This is a genomic window from Cellvibrio polysaccharolyticus (genome assembly GCF_015182315.1).
Lineage (GTDB): Bacteria > Pseudomonadota > Gammaproteobacteria > Pseudomonadales > Cellvibrionaceae > Cellvibrio > Cellvibrio polysaccharolyticus.
The window spans coordinates 141,280-162,915 of the sequence record NZ_PRDL01000001.1; the positions used below are offsets into that span (position 1 = coordinate 141,280).

Consider the following 21,636-nt stretch of genomic DNA (forward strand, 5'->3'; position numbering starts at 1 on the left):
GTGGCTGAACTGACTACCCTGGCCCGTCCTTACGCCAAAGCAGCATTTCAATATGCTCTTGAAGCGAAGGATCTGGCCGGCTGGGACAAGCAACTGGCAACAGTGGCTGCCGCCAGCCGTTATGGCGTGATGCAAAAAATGATCGCTACGCCGTCGCTGTCTGCTCAGCAACAGGCACAGGTACTGGTGGATGCATGTGGTGAAGAGTTGTCTTCTCCGGTGCGTAATTTCATCGTACTACTGGCGCAGAACAAGCGTCTGGTACTGCTGCCCGAGATCTATCAATTATTTGATGCTCTCAAGACTGCGCAGGAACAAGCCGTTGATGTTGAACTGACCACTGCTGTGGAGCTGGACGACGCAAGTCGTGACAACCTGGCCGCAGCACTCGGCAAGCGACTGGATCGCAAGGTCAACATCCAGACAGTTGTCGACCAGCGCTTGCTGGCAGGCGTAATTATCAAAGCGGGTGATTTGGTCATCGACGGCTCGGTGCGCGGTCGGTTAGAGAAACTCGCCAAAGCAATCAATTCGTAGGATTGAGGACAAAGAGCATGCAGCAGCTGAATCCATCCGAGATTAGCGAAATTATCAAGCAGCGCATCGACCAGCTCGATGTGTCTTCGGAAGCCCGTAATGTGGGCACTGTAGTGTCCGTTTCTGACGGTATTGTACGTATTCACGGTCTGCTCGACGTAATGTACGGTGAAATGATCGAGTTTGAAGGCGGTCGTTTTGGTATGGCACTGAACCTGGAGCGTGACTCCGTAGGTGCTGTAGTACTGGGTGATGCCCGTGGCATTGCTGAAGGACAACCGTGTAAGTGTACCGGTCGTATTCTGGAAGTACCGGTAGGTCCGGAACTCGAAGGTCGTGTTATCGACGCTTTGGGTAACCCGATCGACGGTAAAGGCCCGATCAACGCCAAACTGACCGATGCTATCGAAAAAGTAGCACCGGGCGTAATCTGGCGTAAGTCGGTTGATCAGCCGGTGCAAATCGGTCTGAAAGCCATTGATGCCATGGTGCCGATTGGTCGTGGTCAGCGTGAGCTGATCATTGGTGACCGTCAGATCGGTAAAACCGCTATTGCGGTTGATGCCATCATCAACCAGAAAGATTCCGGTATTAAATGTATCTATGTGGCGATTGGCCAGAAAGCATCTTCTATTGCTGCCGTTGTGCGCAAACTGGAAGAGCACGGTGCCATGGATCACACCGTTGTAGTGGCAGCAACCGCTTCCGACCCGGCCTCCATGCAGTTCCTGGCCCCGTTCGCCGGTTGTACCATTGGTGAGTACTACCGCGATCGCGGTCAGGACGCACTGATCATTTATGACGATCTGACCAAGCAAGCCTGGGCTTACCGTCAAATCTCCCTGTTGCTGCGTCGTCCACCAGGACGTGAAGCATACCCGGGCGATGTGTTTTATCTCCACTCCCGTCTGCTGGAGCGTGCTTCTCGCGTGAGCGAAGAGTATGTTGAAAAATTCACCAAGGGTGAAGTGAAAGGCAAAACCGGTTCTCTGACCGCGCTGCCAGTCATTGAAACCCAGGCGGGTGACGTGTCTGCATTCGTTCCGACCAACGTAATTTCTATTACCGATGGTCAGATCTTCCTTGAAGCCTCCATGTTCAACTCCGGCATCCGTCCGGCCATGAACGCCGGTATTTCGGTATCGCGGGTAGGTGGTGCAGCGCAGACCAAGGTTATCAAGAAACTGTCCGGTGGTATTCGTACCGCTCTGGCTCAGTACCGCGAACTGGCAGCGTTCTCGCAGTTTGCTTCTGACCTGGACGAAGCGACCAAGGCACAGCTGGACCACGGTCAGCGTGTAACTGAACTGATGAAGCAAAAACAATTTGCTCCGTTCAGCATCGCGCAAATGGCACTGGTTCTGTTCGCTGCCAACGAAGGTTTCCTGAAAGATGTTGAAGTGAACAAGATCCTGGACTTTGAAGCTGCCCTGCTCTCTTTCGCTGCCAGTGAATACGCTGATGTGTTGAAAACCATCAACGCCAGCGGTGACTGGAACAGTGATCTGGAAGGCAAGTTCAAGGAACTGCTGACCAAGTTCAAGGCAACCCAAACCTGGTAAGACATGTCAGCGCCGGTAACTTTCGGGTTACCGGCGTTTGAAAATGTCCCAAAGCACATCTTGAGGGCCTTTGAGAATGGCAGGCACAAAAGAAATACGTACCCAGATGCAGAGCATCAAGAGTACGCAGAAAATTACCAGCGCGATGGAAATGGTCGCCGCCAGTAAAATGCGTCGTGCTCAGGATCGTATGCAATTGGGTAAACCTTACGCGAAACGTATGCGTGAGGTAATCGGGCATCTGGCTAACGCCAACCCCGAGTACAAACACAGTTTTATGATCCAGCGCGACGTCAAGCGTGTCGGTTTCATTCTGGTATCCAGTGATCGCGGTTTGTGTGGTGGCCTGAACGTTAACGTGTTCAAAACAGCCATCAAGCAAATGAAATCCTGGTCAGATCAGGGTGTTGAAATCGAGTTGTGTCTGATTGGTGCCAAAGCAGCTGCTTTCTTCAAAAGCTTTGGCGGTAAAGTGGTTGCTGCAACCCGCGATCTGGGCGAAGCCCCGAACATTGCTGATTTGATCGGCAGTGTGAAGGTGATGCTGGATGCCTATAGCGAGGGTCGTATCGATCGTTTGTATCTGGTGGGTAACGAATTCGTAAACACCATGACACAAACCCCGGTACTGCGTCAGTTGTTACCACTGCAGCCAGCGACCAGCGACCAGCTCAAACACCACTGGGACTACATCTACGAACCCGATGCAGCTGAGTTGCTCGACGGTTTACTGGTTCGTTACATCGAATCACAGGTGTACCAGGCAGTTGTGGAAAACGCTGCGGCTGAACAGGCTGCGCGAATGATTGCGATGAAAAACGCAACCGACAACGCCGGTGAACTGATTGACAGCCTCAAGTTGATTTACAACAAGGCGCGTCAGTCGGCGATTACCCAGGAACTGTCAGAGATTGTCGGTGGTGCGGCAGCAGTCGCCTCCTGATAACCGCCACAGCACAATTTTGAGTTTAAACCTTCAGGTCGCGCCGCTCCTTGCAACGCCAGACCTGAAATCTAGAGGAACCGGATATGAGTAGCGGACGTATCGTACAAATCATCGGTGCGGTTATCGACGTGGAGTTTCCGCGTGATGCCGTACCGCAAATTTATGATGCGCTGAAGGTCACCGAAGGTGATCTGACGCTGGAAGTACAACAACAATTGGGTGACGGCGTGGTGCGTACCATTGCGCTGGGCTCCTCTGAAGGTCTGCGTCGCGGCCTGAATGTCACCAACACCAATGAGCCGATCAAAGTTCCCGTCGGGAAAGAATGTCTTGGTCGTATCATGGACGTGTTGGGCAATCCGATTGACGAAGCAGGTCCGATTGGTGAACAGGAACGTATGCAGATTCACCGTGATGCACCGGCTTATGAAGAGCTGGCAGCGTCCGAAGAACTGCTGGAAACCGGTATTAAGGTAATTGATCTGGTTTGTCCGTTCGCCAAAGGCGGTAAAGTGGGTCTGTTCGGTGGTGCGGGTGTAGGTAAAACCGTAAACATGATGGAACTGATCAACAACATCGCTAAAGAACACAGCGGTTTGTCAGTATTCGCCGGTGTAGGTGAGCGTACCCGTGAAGGTAACGACTTCTACCACGAAATGACCGACTCCAAGGTTGTGGATAAAGTGGCGATGGTTTACGGCCAGATGAACGAGCCACCAGGCAACCGTCTGCGTGTAGCCTTGACCGGTCTGACCATGGCTGAAAAATTCCGTGACGAAGGTAAGGACGTACTGTTGTTCATCGACAACATCTACCGTTACACCCTCGCCGGTACCGAAGTATCTGCACTGTTGGGCCGTATGCCTTCAGCGGTAGGTTACCAGCCGACGCTGGCAGAAGAGATGGGCGTTCTGCAAGAACGTATTACTTCTACCAAAACCGGTTCTATTACTTCTGTGCAAGCGGTATACGTACCAGCGGATGACTTGACTGACCCGTCTCCTGCTACTACCTTTGCTCACTTGGACTCAACCGTAGTATTGAGCCGTGACATCGCTGCAAAAGGTATTTACCCGGCAATTGATCCGCTGGATTCTACCTCGCGTCAGCTGGATCCGCTGATCATCGGTACCGAGCATTACGAAACTGCCCGCGGTGTACAAACCGTATTGCAGCGCTACAAGGAACTGAAAGATATTATCGCCATTCTGGGTATGGACGAACTGTCTGAAGAAGACAAGCAGACCGTAGCCCGTGCGCGTAAGATCGAGCGTTTCCTGTCGCAGCCATTCCACGTAGCTGAAGTATTTACCGGATCTCCGGGCAAATACGTTTCGCTGAAAGAAACCATCCGTGGTTTCCGTGGCATTCTCGCCGGTGAATACGACCACCTGCCAGAGCAGGCGTTCTACATGGTTGGTTCTATCGACGAAGCTGTAGAAAAAGCGGCCAAGTTGAAGTAATCCCCGTACCCGGTAAAGAAATTTTACCGGGTTTATTTCCGGTTTGAGAGACAGAGTTATGGCTATGACTGTCCAATGCGAAATCGTCAGTGCTGAGCGTGAAATATTTTCCGGTCTGGTTGAGATGATCGTGGCAAACGGTTCACTGGGTGATCTGGGTATTAACTATGGTCATGCCCCGCTGCTGACCGGCCTGAAACCAGGCCCGGTTCGCATCAGAAAACAGGGTGGCGAAGAAGAGATTTTCTACGTCTCCGGCGGTTTTCTCGAAGTGCAGCCTTACCATGTTACTGTTCTGGCTGATACAGCCTTGCGTGCAGACGACATGGATGAAGCAGCAGCACTGGCGGCGAAAGAAGAAGCAGCCAGTCAATTGCATAACCAATCGGGCGAGTTCGACTACTCCCGTGCAGCTATCCAGTTGGCCGAAGCTTCTGCTCAATTGCGCACCTTGCAATCGATTCGCAAGAAACTCGGCAAATAATCACCTCAGGGCGATTTTTTGCAACGTTAAAAAAGGGCAGCTTCGGCTGCCCTTTTTTATGCTGCTATCCTCGCCACATTCTCCTGCTTTCCATTTATCCCTCTCTGCAATCTGATGTATCACCGGTATACACTGTGTAACAAATCAGAACGTCAAACACGCTGGGGGAATTGTGATGAGTAAAACTATTCGGGTCGGGCTGCTGGGTTATGGCTACGCCAGCAAAACATTCCACGCGCCGCTAATTGCAGCAACTGCCGGTATGGAACTGGCGGCTGTGTCCAGCAGCAGCGCTGAAAAAGTACACGCCGATTGGTCTGGTGTGCGGGTAGAAGCAGAACCACAGGCGTTATTTAATGACCCCGAGATAGACCTTATTGTTATCCCAACGCCCAATGACACCCACTTTCCGCTGGCGAAACAGGCGCTGGAAGCGGGCAAGCATGTGGTTGTGGATAAACCTTTTACTGTCACCCTTTCGCAAGCTTACGAGCTGGCGGCGATTGCCGAAAGTGCCGGAAAAGTGCTGTCAGTTTTCCACAACCGGCGGTGGGATAGCGACTTTCTAACGCTGCAACAATTGCTTTCGGCGAAAACCTTGGGCGATGTGGTTTATCTGGAATCGCATTTTGACCGCTTCCGTCCCGAGGTTCGCCAGCGCTGGCGTGAAGACGGCGGTGAAGGCAGCGGCATCTGGTATGACCTCGGGCCCCACTTGCTGGATCAGGCATTACAGCTGTTTGGTTTACCGGTAGTGATTCAGGTGGACATGGCGCAGTTAAGACCAGCAAGCAAGGCAACCGATTATTTCCATGCAACGCTGACTTATCCACAGCGTCGGGTAGTGCTGCATGCCAGCATGTTGGTGGCCGCTGCTTCTGCACGTTATACCGTCCATGGCACACGCGGCAGCTTTGTAAAATACGGGCTCGACCCTCAGGAAGATCGCCTGAAAGCCGGCGAACGCCCGCCGCTGGCCGATTGGGGACAGGATACACAGCATGGTTTGCTGACGCTGGTTGATGAGGGCATCACCACCGAACAAACCCTCGCCACTCTTCCCGGTAATTACCCGGCTTACTACGCGGCGGTTCGCGATGCCTTGTTGGGTAAGTGTGAAAATCCGGTAAACGTGCAGGAGGCGATTCAGGTGATGGAGCTGATCGAACTGGGCTTGCTTTCCCATCAGCAGAAAAAAGCGGTTGCCTTGCAAACGTATTGAAAGCGGCCTCAGCAATCCGTTAGTTTTACCAACAGGCCTTCAGTTAATGCAGCAGCAGGCAGTGGATAATATTGGATAAGGTTTGCGGTTGCGCTGCATTTTATCCACAGCTTTTCCAGGGAGACGGAAACGCCTCATCGTGTTTTTACGCTGTGGATAAGTCAAGTTGGTCAACTGTATTTTCGACCGTCGCGCTGCCCCGAAGAGTGCTGCAAACGGCAGTATCCGTTCCGATAACACGTTAGAATGGATCCGTTTTTTTACTTATTTTTATCAAAGGACAGCCTCATGCTCGATATCATCGTTCTCGCCGCCGGTAAAGGCACTCGTATGCGTTCCGAATTGCCCAAGGTCTTGCATCCGGTGGGTGGCAAGGCGCTGGTGCAGCATGTGGTGGATACCGCCCGCCAGGTAGGCGGCGAAAAAATCATGATTATCGTCGGGCACGGCGCCGAAGCGGTTGAACAAAAAATGGCGGCTGCTGATGTGAGCTTTATATTACAGGCCGAACAGCTGGGCACCGGCCATGCGGTGCAACAGGCCTTGCCGCAATTGCGTGAAGACGCCACGGTACTGATTCTTTACGGCGATGTTCCACTTACCCGTGTGGATACTCTGCAAAAACTGGTGGCCGGCGTCAATGATCAGCAAATGGGGTTACTAACCGTCAACCTGCCCGACCCCACCGGTTATGGCCGGATACTGCGCGATAAAAATAATCGCGTCACTGCGATTGTCGAACACAAGGATGCCAGCGAAGCAGAGCGCGCGGTTAAGGAAGTTAACACCGGCATTATGGCGGTCAGTGCCAAACATTTGCGCAGCTGGTTACCGCAGTTGACCAACAACAATGCGCAAGGCGAATATTATCTGACCGACCTGATCGCGCTGGCCGTTGCCAACGGCGTTGCTATTGAAGTGCAGCAGCCGGATGCGGCCGAAGAAGTAGAAGGTATTAACAACCGTCAGCAACAAGCCGCACTGGAGCGCTATTACCAGCGCAAACTGGCGGAACAACTGCTGGTAGAAGGCGTGACACTGATCGACCCTGCCCGCTTTGATTGCAGGGGCACGCTCAAGGTCGGGCGCGATGTAGTGATTGATGTGAACTGCATTTTCGAGGGCGATGTAACCCTTGAAGACGGCGTCGTGGTGGAAGCCAACAGCATTATTATCAACAGCCGTGTAGGGAAAAATACCCACATCAAAGCTTTCAGCCATCTTGAAGGGGCGGATATCGCCGGGGATTGTGATATTGGCCCTTATGCGCGCTTGCGCCCGGGTACGCAATTGGCGGACGGCGTTAAAATCGGCAACTTTGTTGAAACCAAGAAAGCAGTTATCCACAACGGCAGCAAAGTGAACCACCTCAGTTACATTGGCGATGCGGTCATTGGCAAAAAAGTGAACGTGGGTGCCGGTACCATTACCTGTAACTACGATGGTGTGAATAAATTCAAAACCGAAATTGGCGATAACGCCTTTATCGGCTCCAATTCTGCGCTGGTAGCGCCCATCAAAATCGGCAACAAGGCCACCATCGGTGCCGGTTCGGTTATTACCCGCGATGTTGCCGATGAAGAGTTGGCGGTAGGGCGTGGAAAACAACGTAATATCGAAGATTGGAAGCGTCCGACCAAGCTGTCGTAATGCCCGGATGGCTGTTGAAAAATCCTCGCGTAAGGCGTTTTACCTGAAAGTTGGCCGTGTCCAACGGCCCCGGGTGTAACGCAAACGGCGGGGATTTTTTGTTTCTGTGTTGGCAAAAAACCCGCTTGGCGGTTGTAAATAACCAGGTTATTCACAAAAACACCTGTAAATATTTGGTGTAACCGGTTTCTCGGGTAAACTGCCCGGGTTTCACAATAATGATAACGAGGTTTACATGTCCCTTTTCGTTCGGCTATGTCTGATCGGTCTGGCTGGGTTATCCACAGCCTGTGGCGGCGGTGGCGGTTCTTCCAGTAATACGCCACCTGCGGTTTCTTCTGTAGCGGCGGTCTCCTCCGTAGTCAGTGTGGTGTCTTCTTCGGTTTCCTCATCTTCTGCGCAGAGCACCACCTCGAGTGCCAGCAGTTCGCTGCCATCGGTGGCAGGCTTGCCGGTATCTGAATTTATTGTGGTTGATCAGTTTGGTTATCTGCCGGAGCTGGAAAAGGTGGCGGTAATCCGCAACCCACAAAACGGCTTTGATGCGGCCAGCAGCTTTACGCCTGGCACTACGTATCAACTGGTGAATCTCGGCAACGGCAACGTAGTAAAAAGTGGCCAGCCGGTGGTGTGGAATGAGGGGGCGGTGGGTGCTGCCTCGGGCGACCGCGCCTGGTGGTTTGATTTTTCCGATATCAATACCGTGGGCGATTACGTGGTGGTTGATACCACCCATAACCTGCGTTCAGCGCAATTTCGCATCGCGCCGGATGTGTACAAGCCGGTGTTGAAACATGCCTTCCGCACTTTCTTCTATCAGCGTGCCGGCTTTGCCAAAGAGCTGCCCTATGCAGAAGCTGGCTGGACCGATGGCGCCAGTCATATCCGGCCGGGGCAGGATAAACAGGCGCGACTGTTCACCGAAAAGAGTAACGCCATTACCGAGCGCGACCTTTCCGGTGGCTGGTACGACGCCGGCGACTACAACAAATACACCAATTGGCATGCGGATTATCTGGTCAGCCTGCTGCACACCTGGCGGGAAAATCCGGCTGCCTGGGGAGACGACTTCAATATTCCGGAATCCGGCAATGGTATTTCCGATCTGATTGATGAGATCAAATGGGGTTTTGACTGGCTGATCAAAATGCAAAACCCGGATGGCTCGGTGTTATCCATTCTGGGTCTGTCTCACGCCAGCCCGCCTTCCAGCGCCAGTGGCCCCAGTTATTACGGGCCGGCCAGCACCTCGGCAACGCTTTCCAGTGCCGCGGCTTTTGCATTTGGCAGCCGCATTTTCGGCAGTCTGGATCATCCGGGCTTTGCCGAGTATGCCGCTGATTTGAAACAGCGTTCGCAACTTGCCTGGCAATGGGCGTCGGCCAATCCGGCGGTGGTGGTTCGTAATAATGAAGGTATTTACAGCGGTCTGGGCGCAGGTCAGCAGGAAGTAGACGATGCAGGTCGTGTCGAGAAGCGCGTATTGGCGGCTATCTATCTGTACGATATTACCGGTGAAAGCAGCTACAAGGTTCAGGTAGAAAACCGTCTCAACGCCGATCCGGTTAACTGGGTTTCCCACTGGAATGAGCCCAAGCTGATCAGTTACCTCTATTACAGCGGCCTGCCGGGTGTGAGTGCTTCTCTTGCAGACACGGTTCGTAGCGGTTATCGCAGCGCCATGAACAGCGCGGACAATTGGGGCAGTGTGCGCGACAACCGTGAGCCCTACCGCGCTTTTATGGCCGCTAACGATTTTACCTGGGGCAGCAATCGCAGCATGTCCCGTCGCGGCACCTTGTTTACCAATCTCGCCAGTTTTGCACTCGAACCCTCAACGGCTGAAATGCGCAATGCCGGGCTGCGTTATCTCAACTATCTGCATGGCGTAAATCCGTTGGGTATGGTGTATGTGTCCAATATGTCGGCCGCCGGGGCGCACCATTCGGTTAACGAGTTTTATCACAGCTGGTTTACCGATGGCAGCAGCCAGTGGGATCGGGTGGGGGTGTCTGCCTGGGGGCCTGCGCCCGGTTTTCTGGTGGGTGGGCCAAACCCTTCCTACGATTGGGACAGTTGCTGCCCTTCCAGTTGCGGCAGTGTGACCAACAATAATATCTGCAGCTCCATCACCCTTACGCCGCCAAAAAATCAGCCGGCGATGAAATCCTATCTGGACTTCAATAACGGCTGGCCGCTGAACTCCTGGCAAGTAACGGAAAACCACAACGACTACCAGGTTGCCTACCTGCGGTTGCTGTCAAAATATATGCAATAGCCATCAGCGCTATTTGATCGTTTGATCCGAAAGGCCGGTATGCAGATATCGGCCTTTTTAAGGATTTTGTTAGCACGGCCGGTTTTCCTGTGGATAAATACCTTGTTATTTTCTTTCGAAGCGCTAGAATTCTTTCGTTTCGAAACTTAATGACTAAAAACGTAACCTTCCATGACCAAACGCAACACCCAACAGCGTCGCCGGGCGATTATTGAATTGCTGGATCAGCAGGGCGAAGTCAGTGTAGAAGTACTGGCGTCGCAATTTTCTACCTCTGAAGTCACTATCCGCAAGGATCTTTCGGCGCTGGAAAGCAATGGGCTGCTACTGCGTCGTTATGGGGGTGCGGTACCGGTGCCGCAGGAAATGATGGCCGATCCGGTGGCCGAAAAAGTTTCGCTTCGAAAGAAAGTTATTGCCGCCGCTGCCGCGCAACTGATTCGCGATCACAACCGCATCATCCTCGATAGCGGCAGTAGCACCACCTCTGCCCTGCTTCCGGAATTGTCCCGTAAACAGGGGCTGGTCGTTATGACCAACTCCCTGAGCGTCGCCAATGCGCTGCGCGAGCTGGAAAACGAACCCACTATTCTGATGACTGGCGGTACCTGGGATCCGAAGTCCGAAGGTTTTCAGGGGCAACTGGCCGAGCAGATCCTGCGCTCCTACAATTTTGATCAATTCTTTATTGGTGCTGACGGCCTCGACCCGGATCGCGGTACCACCACGTTCAATGAACTCTACAGCCTCAGCCGTGTGATGGCCGAAGTCGCGCGCGAAGTTATTGTCATGGCCGAGTCAGACAAACTCGGCCGCAAAATTTTTAATCTCGAATTGCCCTGGTCGGCGGTGCATGTGCTGGTGACTGACGATCAATTGTCAGCCGCCGACAAGCGCGCCATTGAAAACCAGGGTGTCAAAGTCATCTGTGCTCGTTGGGAGGAGAAGTAACCATGTGTGGAATTGTTGGTGCGGTTGCACAACGTGATGTTGTGGATATTTTGATTGAAGGTCTGCGTCGTCTTGAATACCGCGGTTACGACTCCGCCGGCGTTGCAGTCATTGATAATGGAGGCGCACTGCAACGTGTTCGCCGTTTGGGTAAAGTGCGTGAATTATCCGATGCGGTAGCCGCATCACCGCTGCCCGGTGGCACCGGCATCGCGCACACCCGTTGGGCAACCCACGGCGAGCCCAGCGAGCGCAATGCGCATCCGCACATCTCCAACAACCATATTGCCGTGGTGCACAACGGCATTATTGAAAACCACGCAACCTTACGTAGTCAGCTGCAACAACAGGGTGCGGTATTTACCTCGGATACCGATACCGAAGTTATCGCCCACCTGGTAGAGCATGAACTGATTAGCGCCGAAGGCAATTTATTAAAAGCGGTACAACATGCGGTAAAAAAATTGCACGGCGCCTACGGCACGGTGTTGATGGATCGCAACGACAGCGAGCGCCTGGTAGTTGCCCGTTCCGGTAGCCCCCTGGTTATCGGTTTGGGTATTGGTGAAAACTTTATCGCCTCTGATCAGCTGGCGTTGTTGCCAGTGACTCGCCGTTTTATTTTTCTGGAAGAAGGCGACGTGGCAGAAATTACCCGCTTCTCTATTAGCATTTTTGATAAAGATGGCGAAGCCGTTACTCGCGAGATTCATGAATCCACCGCGACCTATGATGCCGGTGATAAAGGCCAGTACCGTCACTTTATGCTCAAGGAAATTTACGAGCAGCCTCATGCGGTAATGAATACTCTTGAAGGGCGTTTGAGCAACACCAGCGTGCTCGACGAAACCTTTGGCAACGGTGCTGCCGAGCTTTTCAAACGCGTCAAACATATTCAAATTGTTGCCTGTGGCACCAGCTACCATTCAGGTATGGTTGCGCGTTACTGGCTGGAAGCTATTTCCGGCGTTTCCTGTAATGTTGAAATTGCCAGCGAGTTCCGCTACCGTAAATCCGTCGTTCAGCCGAACAGTTTGATTGTTACCATCAGTCAATCCGGTGAAACTGCCGATACGCTGGCGGCGTTACGATTGGCTAAAGAACTCGGCTATCTTGGTAGCCTGGCAATTTGTAATGTTGCCGGTTCATCGCTGGTGCGCGAATCCGATCTCGCCTTTATGACCCGTGCGGGAACAGAAATCGGTGTGGCATCCACCAAAGCCTTTACTACCCAATTGGTTGGTTTGGCGATGCTGGTATTGGCCATCGGTAAATACAATCAGATTGATGCAGAAAAACAGCAGGAACTGGTGTTGGCTCTGAAAAGCCTGCCGGCAAAACTGGAAGAATCATTGGCATTGGCTTCGCAAATCGAAGCGCTGGCTGAAGAGTTTGCCGATAAACACCACGCGCTTTTCCTCGGTCGCGGTGACCAGTACCCGATCGCCATGGAAGGTGCGCTCAAACTGAAAGAAATTTCCTACATTCACGCCGAAGCCTACGCCGCCGGCGAACTGAAACACGGCCCGCTGGCTTTGATCGATGCGCAAATGCCCATCATCGTCGTTGCGCCTAACAACGACCTGCTGGAAAAACTGAAATCCAACGTGGAAGAAGTGCGCGCGCGCGGCGGTATTCTTTATGTATTCGCCGACGCGGACGCAAAATTCGAATCCGACGAAACCCTGCGCGTTATCAACGTCCCCCACAGCCACCCCTGGCTCGCGCCAATCCTCTACACCTTGCCGCTGCAATTGCTGAGTTACTACGTGGCAATTATCAAAGGAACGGATGTGGATCAACCGCGTAATTTGGCGAAAAGTGTAACGGTTGAGTAACTAGCTGCATTTAAAAAAGAGGGGGTGTCTTTTTAAAATAATTAGTGATACTTTAAAATAAATGGCGATACTTTAAAATAATTAGTGATACTAACCCAGTAGTGACCTATATTTGATCAAAATAGGTTGCTACTGGGTTTTTTAATGTCCAAGAATCCCGAAAAAACTAAGGAAATCAAAGCTAAAGCGGAAAAGCGGATAGCTTCGCGTTTAGCTAAAGGCGCTGGTTCAGGCGCCGGAAGAGCCTATAAACCCTATTTGACCGTCAGGGATGTGAACTCCAGGGGAAGGTATAATCGCTCGCCCAGCGTTACGGTGGGTCGCGTTCATCAGTTGCTGTCCGACCTTGAATACCATGTATTGTTAATGCTGGACTGGGATTCGCAGGTGATCGACATCCGCGAACAATTTCCGGTGACTCTTGAGGAATCGCAAGCTATTGCACGCGAGATGGGGATAGCCCACCTTAGCTATCAAGGTACAGACGAAGTCCTTACCACAGACTTTCTGGTTGATCTGAATATCCAAGGTAAAACTATTCGCAGGGCAATATCTGCGAAATATGCCGAAGAACTTGATGATCCGCGTGTACTTGAAAAAATGGAATTGGAACGCCGCTACTGGGTCTCCAAGGGCATACAGTTTAACTTGGTAACAGAGCTGGAAATTCCGGCATTACTTCAAAAGAATGTAAAGTGGTTTCATCCCTACATGAATCACTTTGATTTGAGTACCCCTGAGCAACAACAAGAATATTTTAAAATATTGCTCGCAGCTATTAATCAGTCCCCCTCACAAAAAGTTACCACTATAACCACCCGATTAGATGACGAATATAACATCGAGCCGGGTACCCACCTGTCTTTACTAAGACAGTTCCTTGCCCAGCGAGCTTTCTACTTTGATCTTGAAGCTTTAACGATTGTGAACCTGAGAGCAAAAGATCTTACTCCTTCACATTTTTGGCTCGAACAGGATTATGAATATGCTGTTGGTGAATGATGTCTATGAATTATCGGATCACCGCTATCGCATTTTATGGAGCGAACCAGAGACAATCTATTGGATAGATATAGACGCTGAAAATGCGTTGCCTCAACAAGTAGAGCGTGCGGTGTTGATTTGCACTTAAAACTGACCCACCAGTTGCATTGAAAATTGACCCACCCTGGATGGTTTATTTTACGGGTTTGGGCTGTGGATAAGTCGGTGTTTTTCTCTCCTTTTTCGGGGGGTTTGAACTCTCTTTAAAACGATAGCTGTCATTGCCGGTTTCAACAATATGGCAGTGGTGGGTTACTCGATCCAACAATGCCGTTGTCATCTTCGCATCACCAAACACATTCGACCATTCTGCAAAGCTGAGATTAGTGGTGATGATCATGCTGGTGCATTCATACAACTTGCTCATCAAGTGAAACAGTAATGCCCCACCGGTTTGGCTGAAGGGTAAATAACCCATCTCATCTAGGATTACCAAGTCGGTATGCATGAGTCGCGAAGCAATTTGTCCTGCCTTACCTTGCTGCTTTTCCTTCTCCAATGCATTCACTAATTCAATCGTCGAGAAGAACCGGACACGGCGATGCAAGTGTTCAATCGCTTGAATGCCGATGGCATTGGCAAGATGGGTTTTACCCGTACCGGGGCCACCGACAAGTACAACATTCTGTGCGCTATCCATAAAGTCACCTGCACACAATTGCCGGATCAGCACTTCATTGGCCATGCTACTCGTAAAATCAAAGCCACTCAGATCGCGATACGCAGGGAATTTGGCGGTCTTCAGTTGGTAGGTTACCGAACGCACTTCGCGCTCGGCCAGTTCTGCTTTGAGTAAATGATCAAGGATGCCGGTACTTGCCTGGAATGCGGGGGAATCCTGTTCAGCAAGATCACTTAGCGCGTGGGCCATGCCGTAGAGTTTGAGTGACTTCAGTGCGGGGATCATGGGATTAGTGTGCATGGTGTCCTCCTTGTGTGGTGGTTTGTGCTCGTAGGTTGTCGTAGCGATTGACGTTGGCGAGTGGCTCCACTCTCAGTGCTAATGCAGGCGGTACTTCAATCGGTGGGATGGGTGTTCCCTCTACTAATCGACTCAGGATATTGATCACGATTTGCTTGGAGGGTGAACCGGTTTCCAATGCGAGTTCTACGGCGGTGAGAACATCTTGCTCATCGTGCAGTAAGACGAGCGCAAGAATATCCACCATCTCACGGTCACCACCGACACGCTTTAATAAAATGGTTTGCAGTGATTGAAAGGCGTTGGGTAATTCGGCGAAGGGCGCGCCGTTGCGAATGGCTCCGGGTTTGCGCTGCAACACCGAGAGGTAATGCCGCCAGTCATACACTGTCGTTACCTGCTCATGCTTGCGATTAAACAAGCGCGTGTGCACTGCGATGATATTGCTTTCAGCAATCACCTCAAGGTGATCGTGATAGATATGTAAACTCACCGGTCGATTGGCGAAAGAAGACGGTACGCTGTAACGCGTGCGTTCGAAGGTGATTAAACACGTGGGTGAGATACGCTTGGTCTGTTCGACAAAACCATCAAAGGGCTGCCCCACAGGCATCAGGAAAGAACGCTCATGATCCAGTGCGGCTTGAATGGTTAATGCTTCTGTGGGATGGGTGGATTCACTCCAGAGTTGAATGCAGCGCTCACGCAGCCAGTCATTCAAGGCAATCAATGATGGTTGTGCAGGCACCTTCTGCCAGAGCCTTCTTCGTGCATCCTGCACGTTCTTCTCGATTTGCCCTTTCTCCCAACCGGAAGCAGGATTACAAAAATCCGCATCAAATAAGTAATGACTAACCATCGCTGCAAAGCGCGCATTCACATCGCGCTGTTTGCCGCGCTTCACCTTATCAACGGCGGTCTTCATGTTGTCGTAAATACCGCGCTGCGGAATTCCGCCCACGCCGTAAACGCATGATGATGGGCATCGAACAACATCTCATGGGTTTGCAGCAAATAAGCACGGACAAAGAAAGCGCGGCTATAGCTCAGTTTGAAATGCGCGACCTGCAACTTCACCCGCTCACCGGCAATCACCGCCCAGTCTTCGCTCCAGTCAAATTGAAACGCTTCACCGGGTTTAAACTGCAAGGGGATGTAGGTGTGCTTGCTTGCGCCTTTGCTCAACTCCAACTGCTGGCGACGCCACTCTCGGGCAAACCGAGTAATACCATCATAGGAACCGTCAAAACCAAGGGCGCACAAATCGGCATACATCTGCTTTAGAGAGCGGCGTTGCTTGCGCGAGGTTTTAGCGGCATCACCCAGCCACTGCGCCAACTTATCGGCAAAGGCGTCAAGCTTACTGGGCGTCTGTCGCTTGGGATAAAGCGGTTCACTGATCTCATTCCGAAGATACCGGCGAACGGTGTTGCGGGAAAATCCAGTGCGGCGCGCTATCTCCCGAAGCGAGAGTTTGTCGCGGAAATACCAACGTCGAATACTGCTCAAAATGGCCACGTTAATCACTCCTATCTCCCGCTCAAAAAATGAGCAGGATAGTCTGTTTACGTGGGTCAGTTTTCGATGCAAATATGGGGGTTTAGTGGGTCAGTTTTAAGTGCAAATCAACATCTAGGTCTACTTCCGTTCTACTTTTATATCTCCAAGGTTTGGCCATAGCTTTTATTGTTTTTATTCTTTTCTCTCTATCTTTGGTCTTCTGAACTTCCAGTAAAATTGATGGAGGTAATATTATTTTAAGGTCAAAAAAATTTTCAATTTCCAAGAATTGATTCTCAAAATTTGATTCTGCAAGATATGACCAGAAATTGGTATCAAAAATGACCCTCATAAAAAAATCAAATCCTCTATAAAAGTTTCTCAATAAAATTTACTTCAATGAACGCCCCAGTCTTTACAAGACACTTGAAAGCTTCGCGCTGCCCCATAAGATTGGTATTGCAATCGATCTTAATGTTTAATTGCAGCCGAATTTTTCGGCAATATGTATTTACCGAATCTTTCATGATTACAGCTGGCGACCGTTTTTCTTTAACCAAGACAGTAGTTTATCTTGCTCCCAGCGGGGGCTTTTTCCAACATATAAATCGGGTTCAGGGAATGGAATTCGGTCCCACTGTTCTCCTCTCGATAACCGCGCCAGGAAGCCTGTATTTTCATGGTCAGATGATTCAATCAGTTCACTTAGCATGCCCGGGTTCCGCTCTCCTGGGGAGTCAACCCTCTCTCTTAGGGCGCTTGGCGTTCCTGCTCTCATTCGCTCTAGAGTTCTTCGGCTAATACTTAGCATTTCACAAATATCATCAATGCTCAGGAATTTCATATTTTTCGGCTCTGTAAGGTAATTTGACGTAATTTGTCGCATACTATAAAGCAACTCTCATGATTAAGTATCGCAATTAAGCTGTTAATTTTGGAATACTGACTAGAAAAATGTAACCCTTACGCTGATTAAGATCTATTTATGTCGCAAAATGACGTACTTTGTCGCATGCGTAGTAATTGTTGACAGTATTTGTGAGCATTGCTATCGTATAGTTGTTACATGGCAAACTGCGTAGAGGTTAGGTATGAGTGATCAATTTATTATGAGGCGCACGCAATTAATTACGCTTGATGATCAAGAAGAAGTGGACAGCTTAAATGCGGCTTGTGATCGCATGGAAAAGCTGACTGGCAAAAAGTGGTCAATAAACAAATGGATGAAAAAAAACGCGGAGATAGAAGCAAGGGAAGGACGGAAAAATGAGAATTAAATCCACCAACAGAGCAAAAATTGGAAAGCCCATAACTATCACATTTGGGGTTCGCCAAACGAAGCTGATTTCAGATCAGGCGAACAAACAAAACAAAACCCCTAGAGACTTCATTGTCGAATCAAGCTTAGAAGCAGCCCAACTTTTATTAAAGGCCTCAAAATGATTTCATACTCAGCTAAGGATAGCTGAATTTATTGGCACCCTGTGTCAACCATATAGTTAAATGGGAATATATGTACCAATAAGTAAGGCTACTTTGGCTTGCGATCTTTGCTTATCTTGGGTTGTTTCTTCTTAAATCCTAAACCGGCAATCTTTGCTGATTTGGATTCAAGCTTTGTCAGATAGTCCTTTCGTGCCCATTCGTGGCGACGCTCCTCATCGGCTTTTACGTCTTTCGCGACACCATCAAGCCCAGGATAAATGAACGACTCAGAAATACCGAACTGTCGAAGCTCCTTCTGTATGGCGATCGCGTTCTCGAAAGGAATTAGAATTTTTGTTAGAAGGGGGCGGACGTCGTTATAGATATCAAGTGGTTCAGTGTTCGTGCCATGAATCGAGAATAAGCCAGACTGCGCTCGAATGCGGGGAGAAAATTGTGGCGTAGTGATGCAAAGAGGGGGATATGTGTCCAAACCATCGGAGTCAAGTTGGGTTGGTCTGCTATATGGTTTCCATGTCTCGAAATCATGCGCAATGTCGACCACTTCCCATATTTCCCCGTGGAGAGCCCTATTCACCTTATTTGGATTCATCGCATAGACTGCCGCTGAATTTGAATCGAATTCTTGCAACTCTTCGTCAGCATCGTTGTACAGGTTTTCTTGATTGGAAGTGACGACATCAGCACGGAGAGAAGATACAGCAAAATAGAGTGCGACAAGGGCATTCGTAGTCCAGTCCAATAGGCGCGTCGGCACTCCATGATGCTGCATGAGGAACAGCCACTCAAAGTCATTCTTGGGGCTATAATCGAGGAAAGGTAGCGCCCTCCGCTTGAAATCATCAAGCATTCTCTCAGGACTGACACCAGTCTGGGTATAGCCATTTGCGGTAAGAATCTCGTTTCCTCGCAATGGTCTTCCATATGCGCTTGTCAATGGTACCAAGTTCCTCAGCGCGCTCGGAACAAGCCGGTGATTTGCAGACGATTGTCCTCTAAACCATGCTGAATCGTTTTCAGTAGCATTTATTTTGGATACAGCCGAGACATAATCAGCGAAAGATCTAATTACGATAAGATTAGGATTTGACATTGATGAATACTACTGTAGTTAATGCGGATCAGTTGGTGGCCTTAAAAGTAAAGCCACCAAAACATGCAAGCCTGTAGAAAAAACTTAAAATAAAAACAGATTTTACCGGACAATTTTGTTCGCGTGGGAATTGGGTAACGTCTTAGTAGCATTAAATTAAACGATACCTGAAACATGAGCATTGAAAAACCATTACGCTTCATAAAAAGGAAGCATAGTTTGGTACAAAGAGGATGAAAAAAAGAATTTCAACGGCGAGATCGACATGTCATCTGATACAAAGAGTTGGATATACCATGTGCCGCGTTTCGTAATCTCCGATGGAAAAATTAGCTTCAATTTCGTAGGAATAGAGGATGGCTGCAGATTTGAATATACTAATCAATCAAACTTGAGCAAGTATTTGCTAAAAGAGTGTCTGCTTCCTCTATCCTGAGATCTATATAACTGGCATCTTCTGAGAATATAGCCTCGGGATGGTGACCAATTACCTAGCACCACTGGACTGGAAGGTTGAGGAACTTCAATTTAAAACGAAGAAAGCCCAGCTTTTTAAGCTGGGCTTTCAAGTCCTCGAAGGAAGGAAAATATAATAAGGCCTCTTGGGCGACAATTTTATACTAAGTTTCATCGACGAATCTGTCAATTGCGAATCTGGGATTTTCGCCCACAACAAAAGATGGTCGCTCGTCTGGTTTGGAGCATAATCTCGCAGGTGGTTCTCTGGTCAGAGTCCTCACCTTAGATCGATGACAAATTTACTTACTTGCAATTTTATTGTTTTCTTCTGTACTGGCATTGGGAAGTAGGACAGTATTCCTGAATCGCTTAGCATCAGCTAATTTCTGCTCCAGATCTTGTATGAGTTCATCTATCGATTCGCTGAACTCAGTAAGAGGTTTCTCTGTCCAGCTTTCTATCAGCCCAGTTTCGTTGTTATAAAATGTTTCGTGAAGGGCGAAGCACTTCTTGCCTTTGATGAAGTGCTTGTAAATGCGGTTATTCCAAGTCATTTTTTCTCCTTCCTGCCGAAAATTGTTATGCAAATAACATTGGGGTTTTGTATTAGGTTGAATAGTATCGCCAATTATTTTAATGATTTTTTCTTTGCATTAAAGACCAGTAAAATTAGTATCACTATTTATTTTAAAATCGAAATATTGCTATCTATATAAATCAATAAGTTAGCTTTTTGAAAGTATCACTAATTATTTCAAACGGACAGGGGGAATAATCGTAGAATTATTCCCCCTTTTCTTTTGCGCTGCGTATTTATCGTGCAAGGCAATTTCCTGAAATATAAATATTGCGTCCATGATACTTCTGATGATTGTGGATAATTATTGCAACGCTTCGCTTCAGAGAGTTAAATAGACCACAAGCATTTCTTTACTGTCGCAAACAAAGCTATAAAAATCGACAGGAATTTTTGGATTACAAGGTTGTGATGTTGCATGGACGTTATTAAATATAAAAAATCACGTAAGGGCTTACACCTTGCGTTGGGGATTGTCGCTGCTTTTCTCGTATTAATCTTCTTCACATGGGTTTTCAGCAATAAAAATCAGCCTTCGTTAAAACGCGATACGTTGCGGGATGCTGTTGTCACACGACAGCCTTTTACAGTTGAGGTAGCGGGTTCGGGGCATTTGGTAGCTTACGGCACGGGTGCTGTGGTTTCGCTTTCCGGCGGGATTGTTCGAGAGCGTCTGGTGCGGGCTGGCGCTCAGGTGGAAAATGGTGACATTTTGCTTCGTCTGGAAAATCCTGATCTGGTTGCCGAGCATGAAGATGCCCTTAATGATCTCTACGCCCGCCGTGCTCAGGTGGAAGCCGAAAAACTGCAGCTGGTAACAGAACGCACGCGTTTCAATAGCAATTTGCAACGTGCCGAACTGGAGCTGGAAGAAAAAGCAAGTGAGCTGGAAGCCAAAGAGCAGCTATTCAAAAGCGAGATGCCGATAATCTCGCGTCTGGATTACAACCGGGTTGTTGTGGAGAAAAAGCTACGCGAAAACACGCTGGCTAACGAGAAACTATTACTGGAATCCTTTGAAAAATCCTATAAGGCAAAATTAAGCGAATTGCAGTATTCGCTCAATACCCTGGAGAATCGTGCTGCCCGTTTGCAACGTCGGGTTAATGATTTGAATATTCGCTCTCCGGAAGCCGGTATTGTTCAGGAGGTGGTATTCCATGAGGGCGACAACGTTAATCCTGGGCAGGTTGTTTTGCGAGTAGTGAATACAGAAAAGCTCTATGCAGTGGCACAAATTCCCGGCTACGAAATTGACAAGGTACAGGTTGGCCAGAAAGCGCTGGTGCGTATCAATCAGGAAAATTTTACCGGCCAGATAACCCGTATTGATCCTGAAGTGAAGGGATCAACGGTTGATGTGGATATAGAGCTGGACGAACTGCCCAATCGCTATCGGGTGAATACGCTGGTGCGCGCTACTATTATCGTGATGGAAAAAACGGATGCGCTGGTGGTCTCCAGGCCTGCTAATAGCCGCGAAAATGCAGTGAACAATGTCTATGTCATTCAGGACAATTATGCCGAACGCCGCGCTGTGGAGTTTGGGATTGGTTCTATCAATACCATAGAAATTTTATCCGGTCTGGAATCGCATGAACGTATTGTGATCAGCGATCTGACCGATCAGGTGAAACAGGCAGAAAGGATTCGACTGAGGTAAT

At 49.5% G+C, this 21,636-nt stretch carries 19 protein-coding genes and 1 pseudogene; 14 read left to right on the plus strand and 6 right to left on the minus strand.

Annotated features, from left to right (window positions below; all coding sequences use genetic code 11):
- The 11 genes from C4F51_RS00605 (at nucleotide 1) to C4F51_RS00655 (ending at nucleotide 13,933) form a co-directional block, all read left to right on the plus strand.
- Nucleotides 1-537, plus strand: coding sequence for a F0F1 ATP synthase subunit delta (locus C4F51_RS00605; protein WP_193906209.1), 537 nt, complete (start codon nucleotides 1-3; stop codon nucleotides 535-537).
- Between the two features lie 17 nt (nucleotides 538-554).
- Nucleotides 555-2,099 carry a F0F1 ATP synthase subunit alpha gene (gene atpA, locus C4F51_RS00610; RefSeq protein ID WP_193906211.1) on the plus strand — a complete coding sequence of 515 codons (1,545 nt, stop codon included), beginning with the start codon at nucleotides 555-557 and terminating at the stop codon, nucleotides 2,097-2,099.
- 76 nt (nucleotides 2,100-2,175) lie between these two features.
- Nucleotides 2,176-3,042: a F0F1 ATP synthase subunit gamma gene (atpG, locus tag C4F51_RS00615; RefSeq protein WP_193906213.1), complete on the plus strand. Its 867-nt coding sequence runs from the start codon at nucleotides 2,176-2,178 to the stop codon at nucleotides 3,040-3,042.
- Nucleotides 3,043-3,128: 86 nt separating this feature from the next.
- Nucleotides 3,129-4,508: a F0F1 ATP synthase subunit beta gene (gene atpD, locus C4F51_RS00620; RefSeq protein ID WP_193906215.1), complete on the plus strand. Its 1,380-nt coding sequence runs from the start codon at nucleotides 3,129-3,131 to the stop codon at nucleotides 4,506-4,508.
- Nucleotides 4,509-4,566: 58 nt separating this feature from the next.
- The gene (locus tag C4F51_RS00625; protein WP_193906217.1) at nucleotides 4,567-4,992 is read left to right on the plus strand and encodes a F0F1 ATP synthase subunit epsilon; all 426 of its coding nucleotides are present in this window, start codon (nucleotides 4,567-4,569) and stop codon (nucleotides 4,990-4,992) included.
- A gap of 175 nt (nucleotides 4,993-5,167) precedes the next feature.
- The gene (locus C4F51_RS00630) at nucleotides 5,168-6,214 is read left to right on the plus strand and encodes an oxidoreductase (RefSeq protein WP_193906219.1); all 1,047 of its coding nucleotides are present in this window, start codon (nucleotides 5,168-5,170) and stop codon (nucleotides 6,212-6,214) included.
- A 288-nt stretch (nucleotides 6,215-6,502) separates the two neighbouring features.
- Nucleotides 6,503-7,864 carry a bifunctional UDP-N-acetylglucosamine diphosphorylase/glucosamine-1-phosphate N-acetyltransferase GlmU gene (glmU, locus tag C4F51_RS00635; protein ID WP_193906220.1) on the plus strand — a complete coding sequence of 454 codons (1,362 nt, stop codon included), beginning with the start codon at nucleotides 6,503-6,505 and terminating at the stop codon, nucleotides 7,862-7,864.
- Between the two features lie 235 nt (nucleotides 7,865-8,099).
- Nucleotides 8,100-10,142, plus strand: coding sequence for a glycoside hydrolase family 9 protein (locus tag C4F51_RS00640; RefSeq protein WP_193906222.1), 2,043 nt, complete (start codon nucleotides 8,100-8,102; stop codon nucleotides 10,140-10,142).
- Nucleotides 10,143-10,313: 171 nt separating this feature from the next.
- Complete coding sequence (locus tag C4F51_RS00645) at nucleotides 10,314-11,093, plus strand: DeoR/GlpR family DNA-binding transcription regulator (protein ID WP_193906224.1); 780 nt, start codon at nucleotides 10,314-10,316, stop codon at nucleotides 11,091-11,093.
- Between the two features lie 2 nt (nucleotides 11,094-11,095).
- Nucleotides 11,096-12,931: a glutamine--fructose-6-phosphate transaminase (isomerizing) gene (gene glmS, locus C4F51_RS00650; protein ID WP_193906226.1), complete on the plus strand. Its 1,836-nt coding sequence runs from the start codon at nucleotides 11,096-11,098 to the stop codon at nucleotides 12,929-12,931.
- Nucleotides 12,932-13,075: 144 nt separating this feature from the next.
- Entirely contained in the window at nucleotides 13,076-13,933 is an 858-nt protein-coding gene (locus tag C4F51_RS00655; RefSeq protein ID WP_193906228.1) for a TnsA endonuclease C-terminal domain-containing protein, read from the plus strand.
- Between the two features lie 175 nt (nucleotides 13,934-14,108).
- On the opposite strand, the gene istB is transcribed toward C4F51_RS00655, so the two are convergent.
- The 4 genes and pseudogenes from istB to C4F51_RS00675 form a co-directional block, all read right to left on the minus strand.
- Entirely contained in the window at nucleotides 14,109-14,897 is a 789-nt protein-coding gene (gene istB, locus C4F51_RS00660) for an IS21-like element helper ATPase IstB (RefSeq protein WP_193906230.1), read from the minus strand.
- A pseudogene (gene istA, locus C4F51_RS00665) lies at nucleotides 14,887-16,424 on the minus strand (IS21 family transposase). Before istA ends, istB begins: the two are co-directional and overlap by 11 nt.
- Nucleotides 16,425-16,497: 73 nt before the next feature.
- Nucleotides 16,498-16,683 (minus strand): hypothetical protein, encoded by a 186-nt coding sequence (locus tag C4F51_RS00670; protein ID WP_193906231.1) that lies wholly within the window; start codon nucleotides 16,681-16,683, stop codon nucleotides 16,498-16,500.
- A 243-nt stretch (nucleotides 16,684-16,926) separates the two neighbouring features.
- Entirely contained in the window at nucleotides 16,927-17,109 is a 183-nt protein-coding gene (locus C4F51_RS00675) for a hypothetical protein (RefSeq protein WP_193906233.1), read from the minus strand.
- A 379-nt stretch (nucleotides 17,110-17,488) separates the two neighbouring features.
- On the opposite strand from C4F51_RS00675, the gene C4F51_RS00680 reads away from it, so the two are divergent.
- Together C4F51_RS00680 and C4F51_RS00685 are read left to right on the plus strand one after the other, a co-directional pair.
- Nucleotides 17,489-17,674 (plus strand): hypothetical protein, encoded by a 186-nt coding sequence (locus tag C4F51_RS00680; RefSeq protein WP_193906235.1) that lies wholly within the window; start codon nucleotides 17,489-17,491, stop codon nucleotides 17,672-17,674.
- Nucleotides 17,664-17,840 (plus strand): hypothetical protein, encoded by a 177-nt coding sequence (locus tag C4F51_RS00685; protein WP_193906237.1) that lies wholly within the window; start codon nucleotides 17,664-17,666, stop codon nucleotides 17,838-17,840. Before C4F51_RS00680 ends, C4F51_RS00685 begins: the two co-directional genes overlap by 11 nt.
- Nucleotides 17,841-17,928: 88 nt before the next feature.
- Here C4F51_RS00685 and C4F51_RS00690 read toward each other — a convergent pair whose 3' ends face one another.
- Together C4F51_RS00690 and C4F51_RS00695 are read right to left on the minus strand one after the other, a co-directional pair.
- Nucleotides 17,929-18,936 (minus strand): FRG domain-containing protein, encoded by a 1,008-nt coding sequence (locus C4F51_RS00690; protein WP_193906239.1) that lies wholly within the window; start codon nucleotides 18,934-18,936, stop codon nucleotides 17,929-17,931.
- Between the two features lie 758 nt (nucleotides 18,937-19,694).
- On the minus strand, nucleotides 19,695-19,949 hold the full coding sequence (locus C4F51_RS00695) for a hypothetical protein (RefSeq protein WP_193906241.1): 255 nt from the start codon (nucleotides 19,947-19,949) through the stop codon (nucleotides 19,695-19,697).
- Nucleotides 19,950-20,390: 441 nt separating this feature from the next.
- Between C4F51_RS00695 and C4F51_RS00700 the strand changes: the two genes are divergently transcribed.
- The gene (locus C4F51_RS00700) at nucleotides 20,391-21,635 is read left to right on the plus strand and encodes an efflux RND transporter periplasmic adaptor subunit (protein ID WP_193906243.1); all 1,245 of its coding nucleotides are present in this window, start codon (nucleotides 20,391-20,393) and stop codon (nucleotides 21,633-21,635) included.
- Nucleotide 21,636: the final 1 nt, after the last annotated feature.

What these genes read in the sequence shown, in the direction of transcription:
- atpA (WP_193906211.1), top strand. Translation starts at nt 555, where the DNA reads ATGCAGCAGCTGAATCCATCCGAGATTAGCGAAATTATCAAGCAGCGC.
- atpG (WP_193906213.1), top strand. Translation starts at nt 2,176, where the DNA reads ATGGCAGGCACAAAAGAAATACGTACCCAGATGCAGAGCATCAAGAGT.
- atpD (WP_193906215.1), top strand. Translation starts at nt 3,129, where the DNA reads ATGAGTAGCGGACGTATCGTACAAATCATCGGTGCGGTTATCGACGTG.
- C4F51_RS00625 (WP_193906217.1), top strand. Translation starts at nt 4,567, where the DNA reads ATGGCTATGACTGTCCAATGCGAAATCGTCAGTGCTGAGCGTGAAATA.
- C4F51_RS00630 (WP_193906219.1), top strand. Translation starts at nt 5,168, where the DNA reads ATGAGTAAAACTATTCGGGTCGGGCTGCTGGGTTATGGCTACGCCAGC.
- glmU (WP_193906220.1), top strand. Translation starts at nt 6,503, where the DNA reads ATGCTCGATATCATCGTTCTCGCCGCCGGTAAAGGCACTCGTATGCGT.
- C4F51_RS00640 (WP_193906222.1), top strand. Translation starts at nt 8,100, where the DNA reads ATGTCCCTTTTCGTTCGGCTATGTCTGATCGGTCTGGCTGGGTTATCC.
- C4F51_RS00645 (WP_193906224.1), top strand. Translation starts at nt 10,314, where the DNA reads ATGACCAAACGCAACACCCAACAGCGTCGCCGGGCGATTATTGAATTG.
- glmS (WP_193906226.1), top strand. Translation starts at nt 11,096, where the DNA reads ATGTGTGGAATTGTTGGTGCGGTTGCACAACGTGATGTTGTGGATATT.
- C4F51_RS00655 (WP_193906228.1), top strand. Translation starts at nt 13,076, where the DNA reads ATGTCCAAGAATCCCGAAAAAACTAAGGAAATCAAAGCTAAAGCGGAA.
- istB (WP_193906230.1), bottom strand. Translation starts at nt 14,897, where the DNA reads ATGCACACTAATCCCATGATCCCCGCACTGAAGTCACTCAAACTCTAC.
- C4F51_RS00675 (WP_193906233.1), bottom strand. Translation starts at nt 17,109, where the DNA reads ATGCTAAGTGAACTGATTGAATCATCTGACCATGAAAATACAGGCTTC.
- C4F51_RS00680 (WP_193906235.1), top strand. Translation starts at nt 17,489, where the DNA reads ATGAGTGATCAATTTATTATGAGGCGCACGCAATTAATTACGCTTGAT.
- C4F51_RS00685 (WP_193906237.1), top strand. Translation starts at nt 17,664, where the DNA reads ATGAGAATTAAATCCACCAACAGAGCAAAAATTGGAAAGCCCATAACT.
- C4F51_RS00690 (WP_193906239.1), bottom strand. Translation starts at nt 18,936, where the DNA reads ATGTCAAATCCTAATCTTATCGTAATTAGATCTTTCGCTGATTATGTC.
- C4F51_RS00695 (WP_193906241.1), bottom strand. Translation starts at nt 19,949, where the DNA reads ATGACTTGGAATAACCGCATTTACAAGCACTTCATCAAAGGCAAGAAG.
- C4F51_RS00700 (WP_193906243.1), top strand. Translation starts at nt 20,391, where the DNA reads ATGGACGTTATTAAATATAAAAAATCACGTAAGGGCTTACACCTTGCG.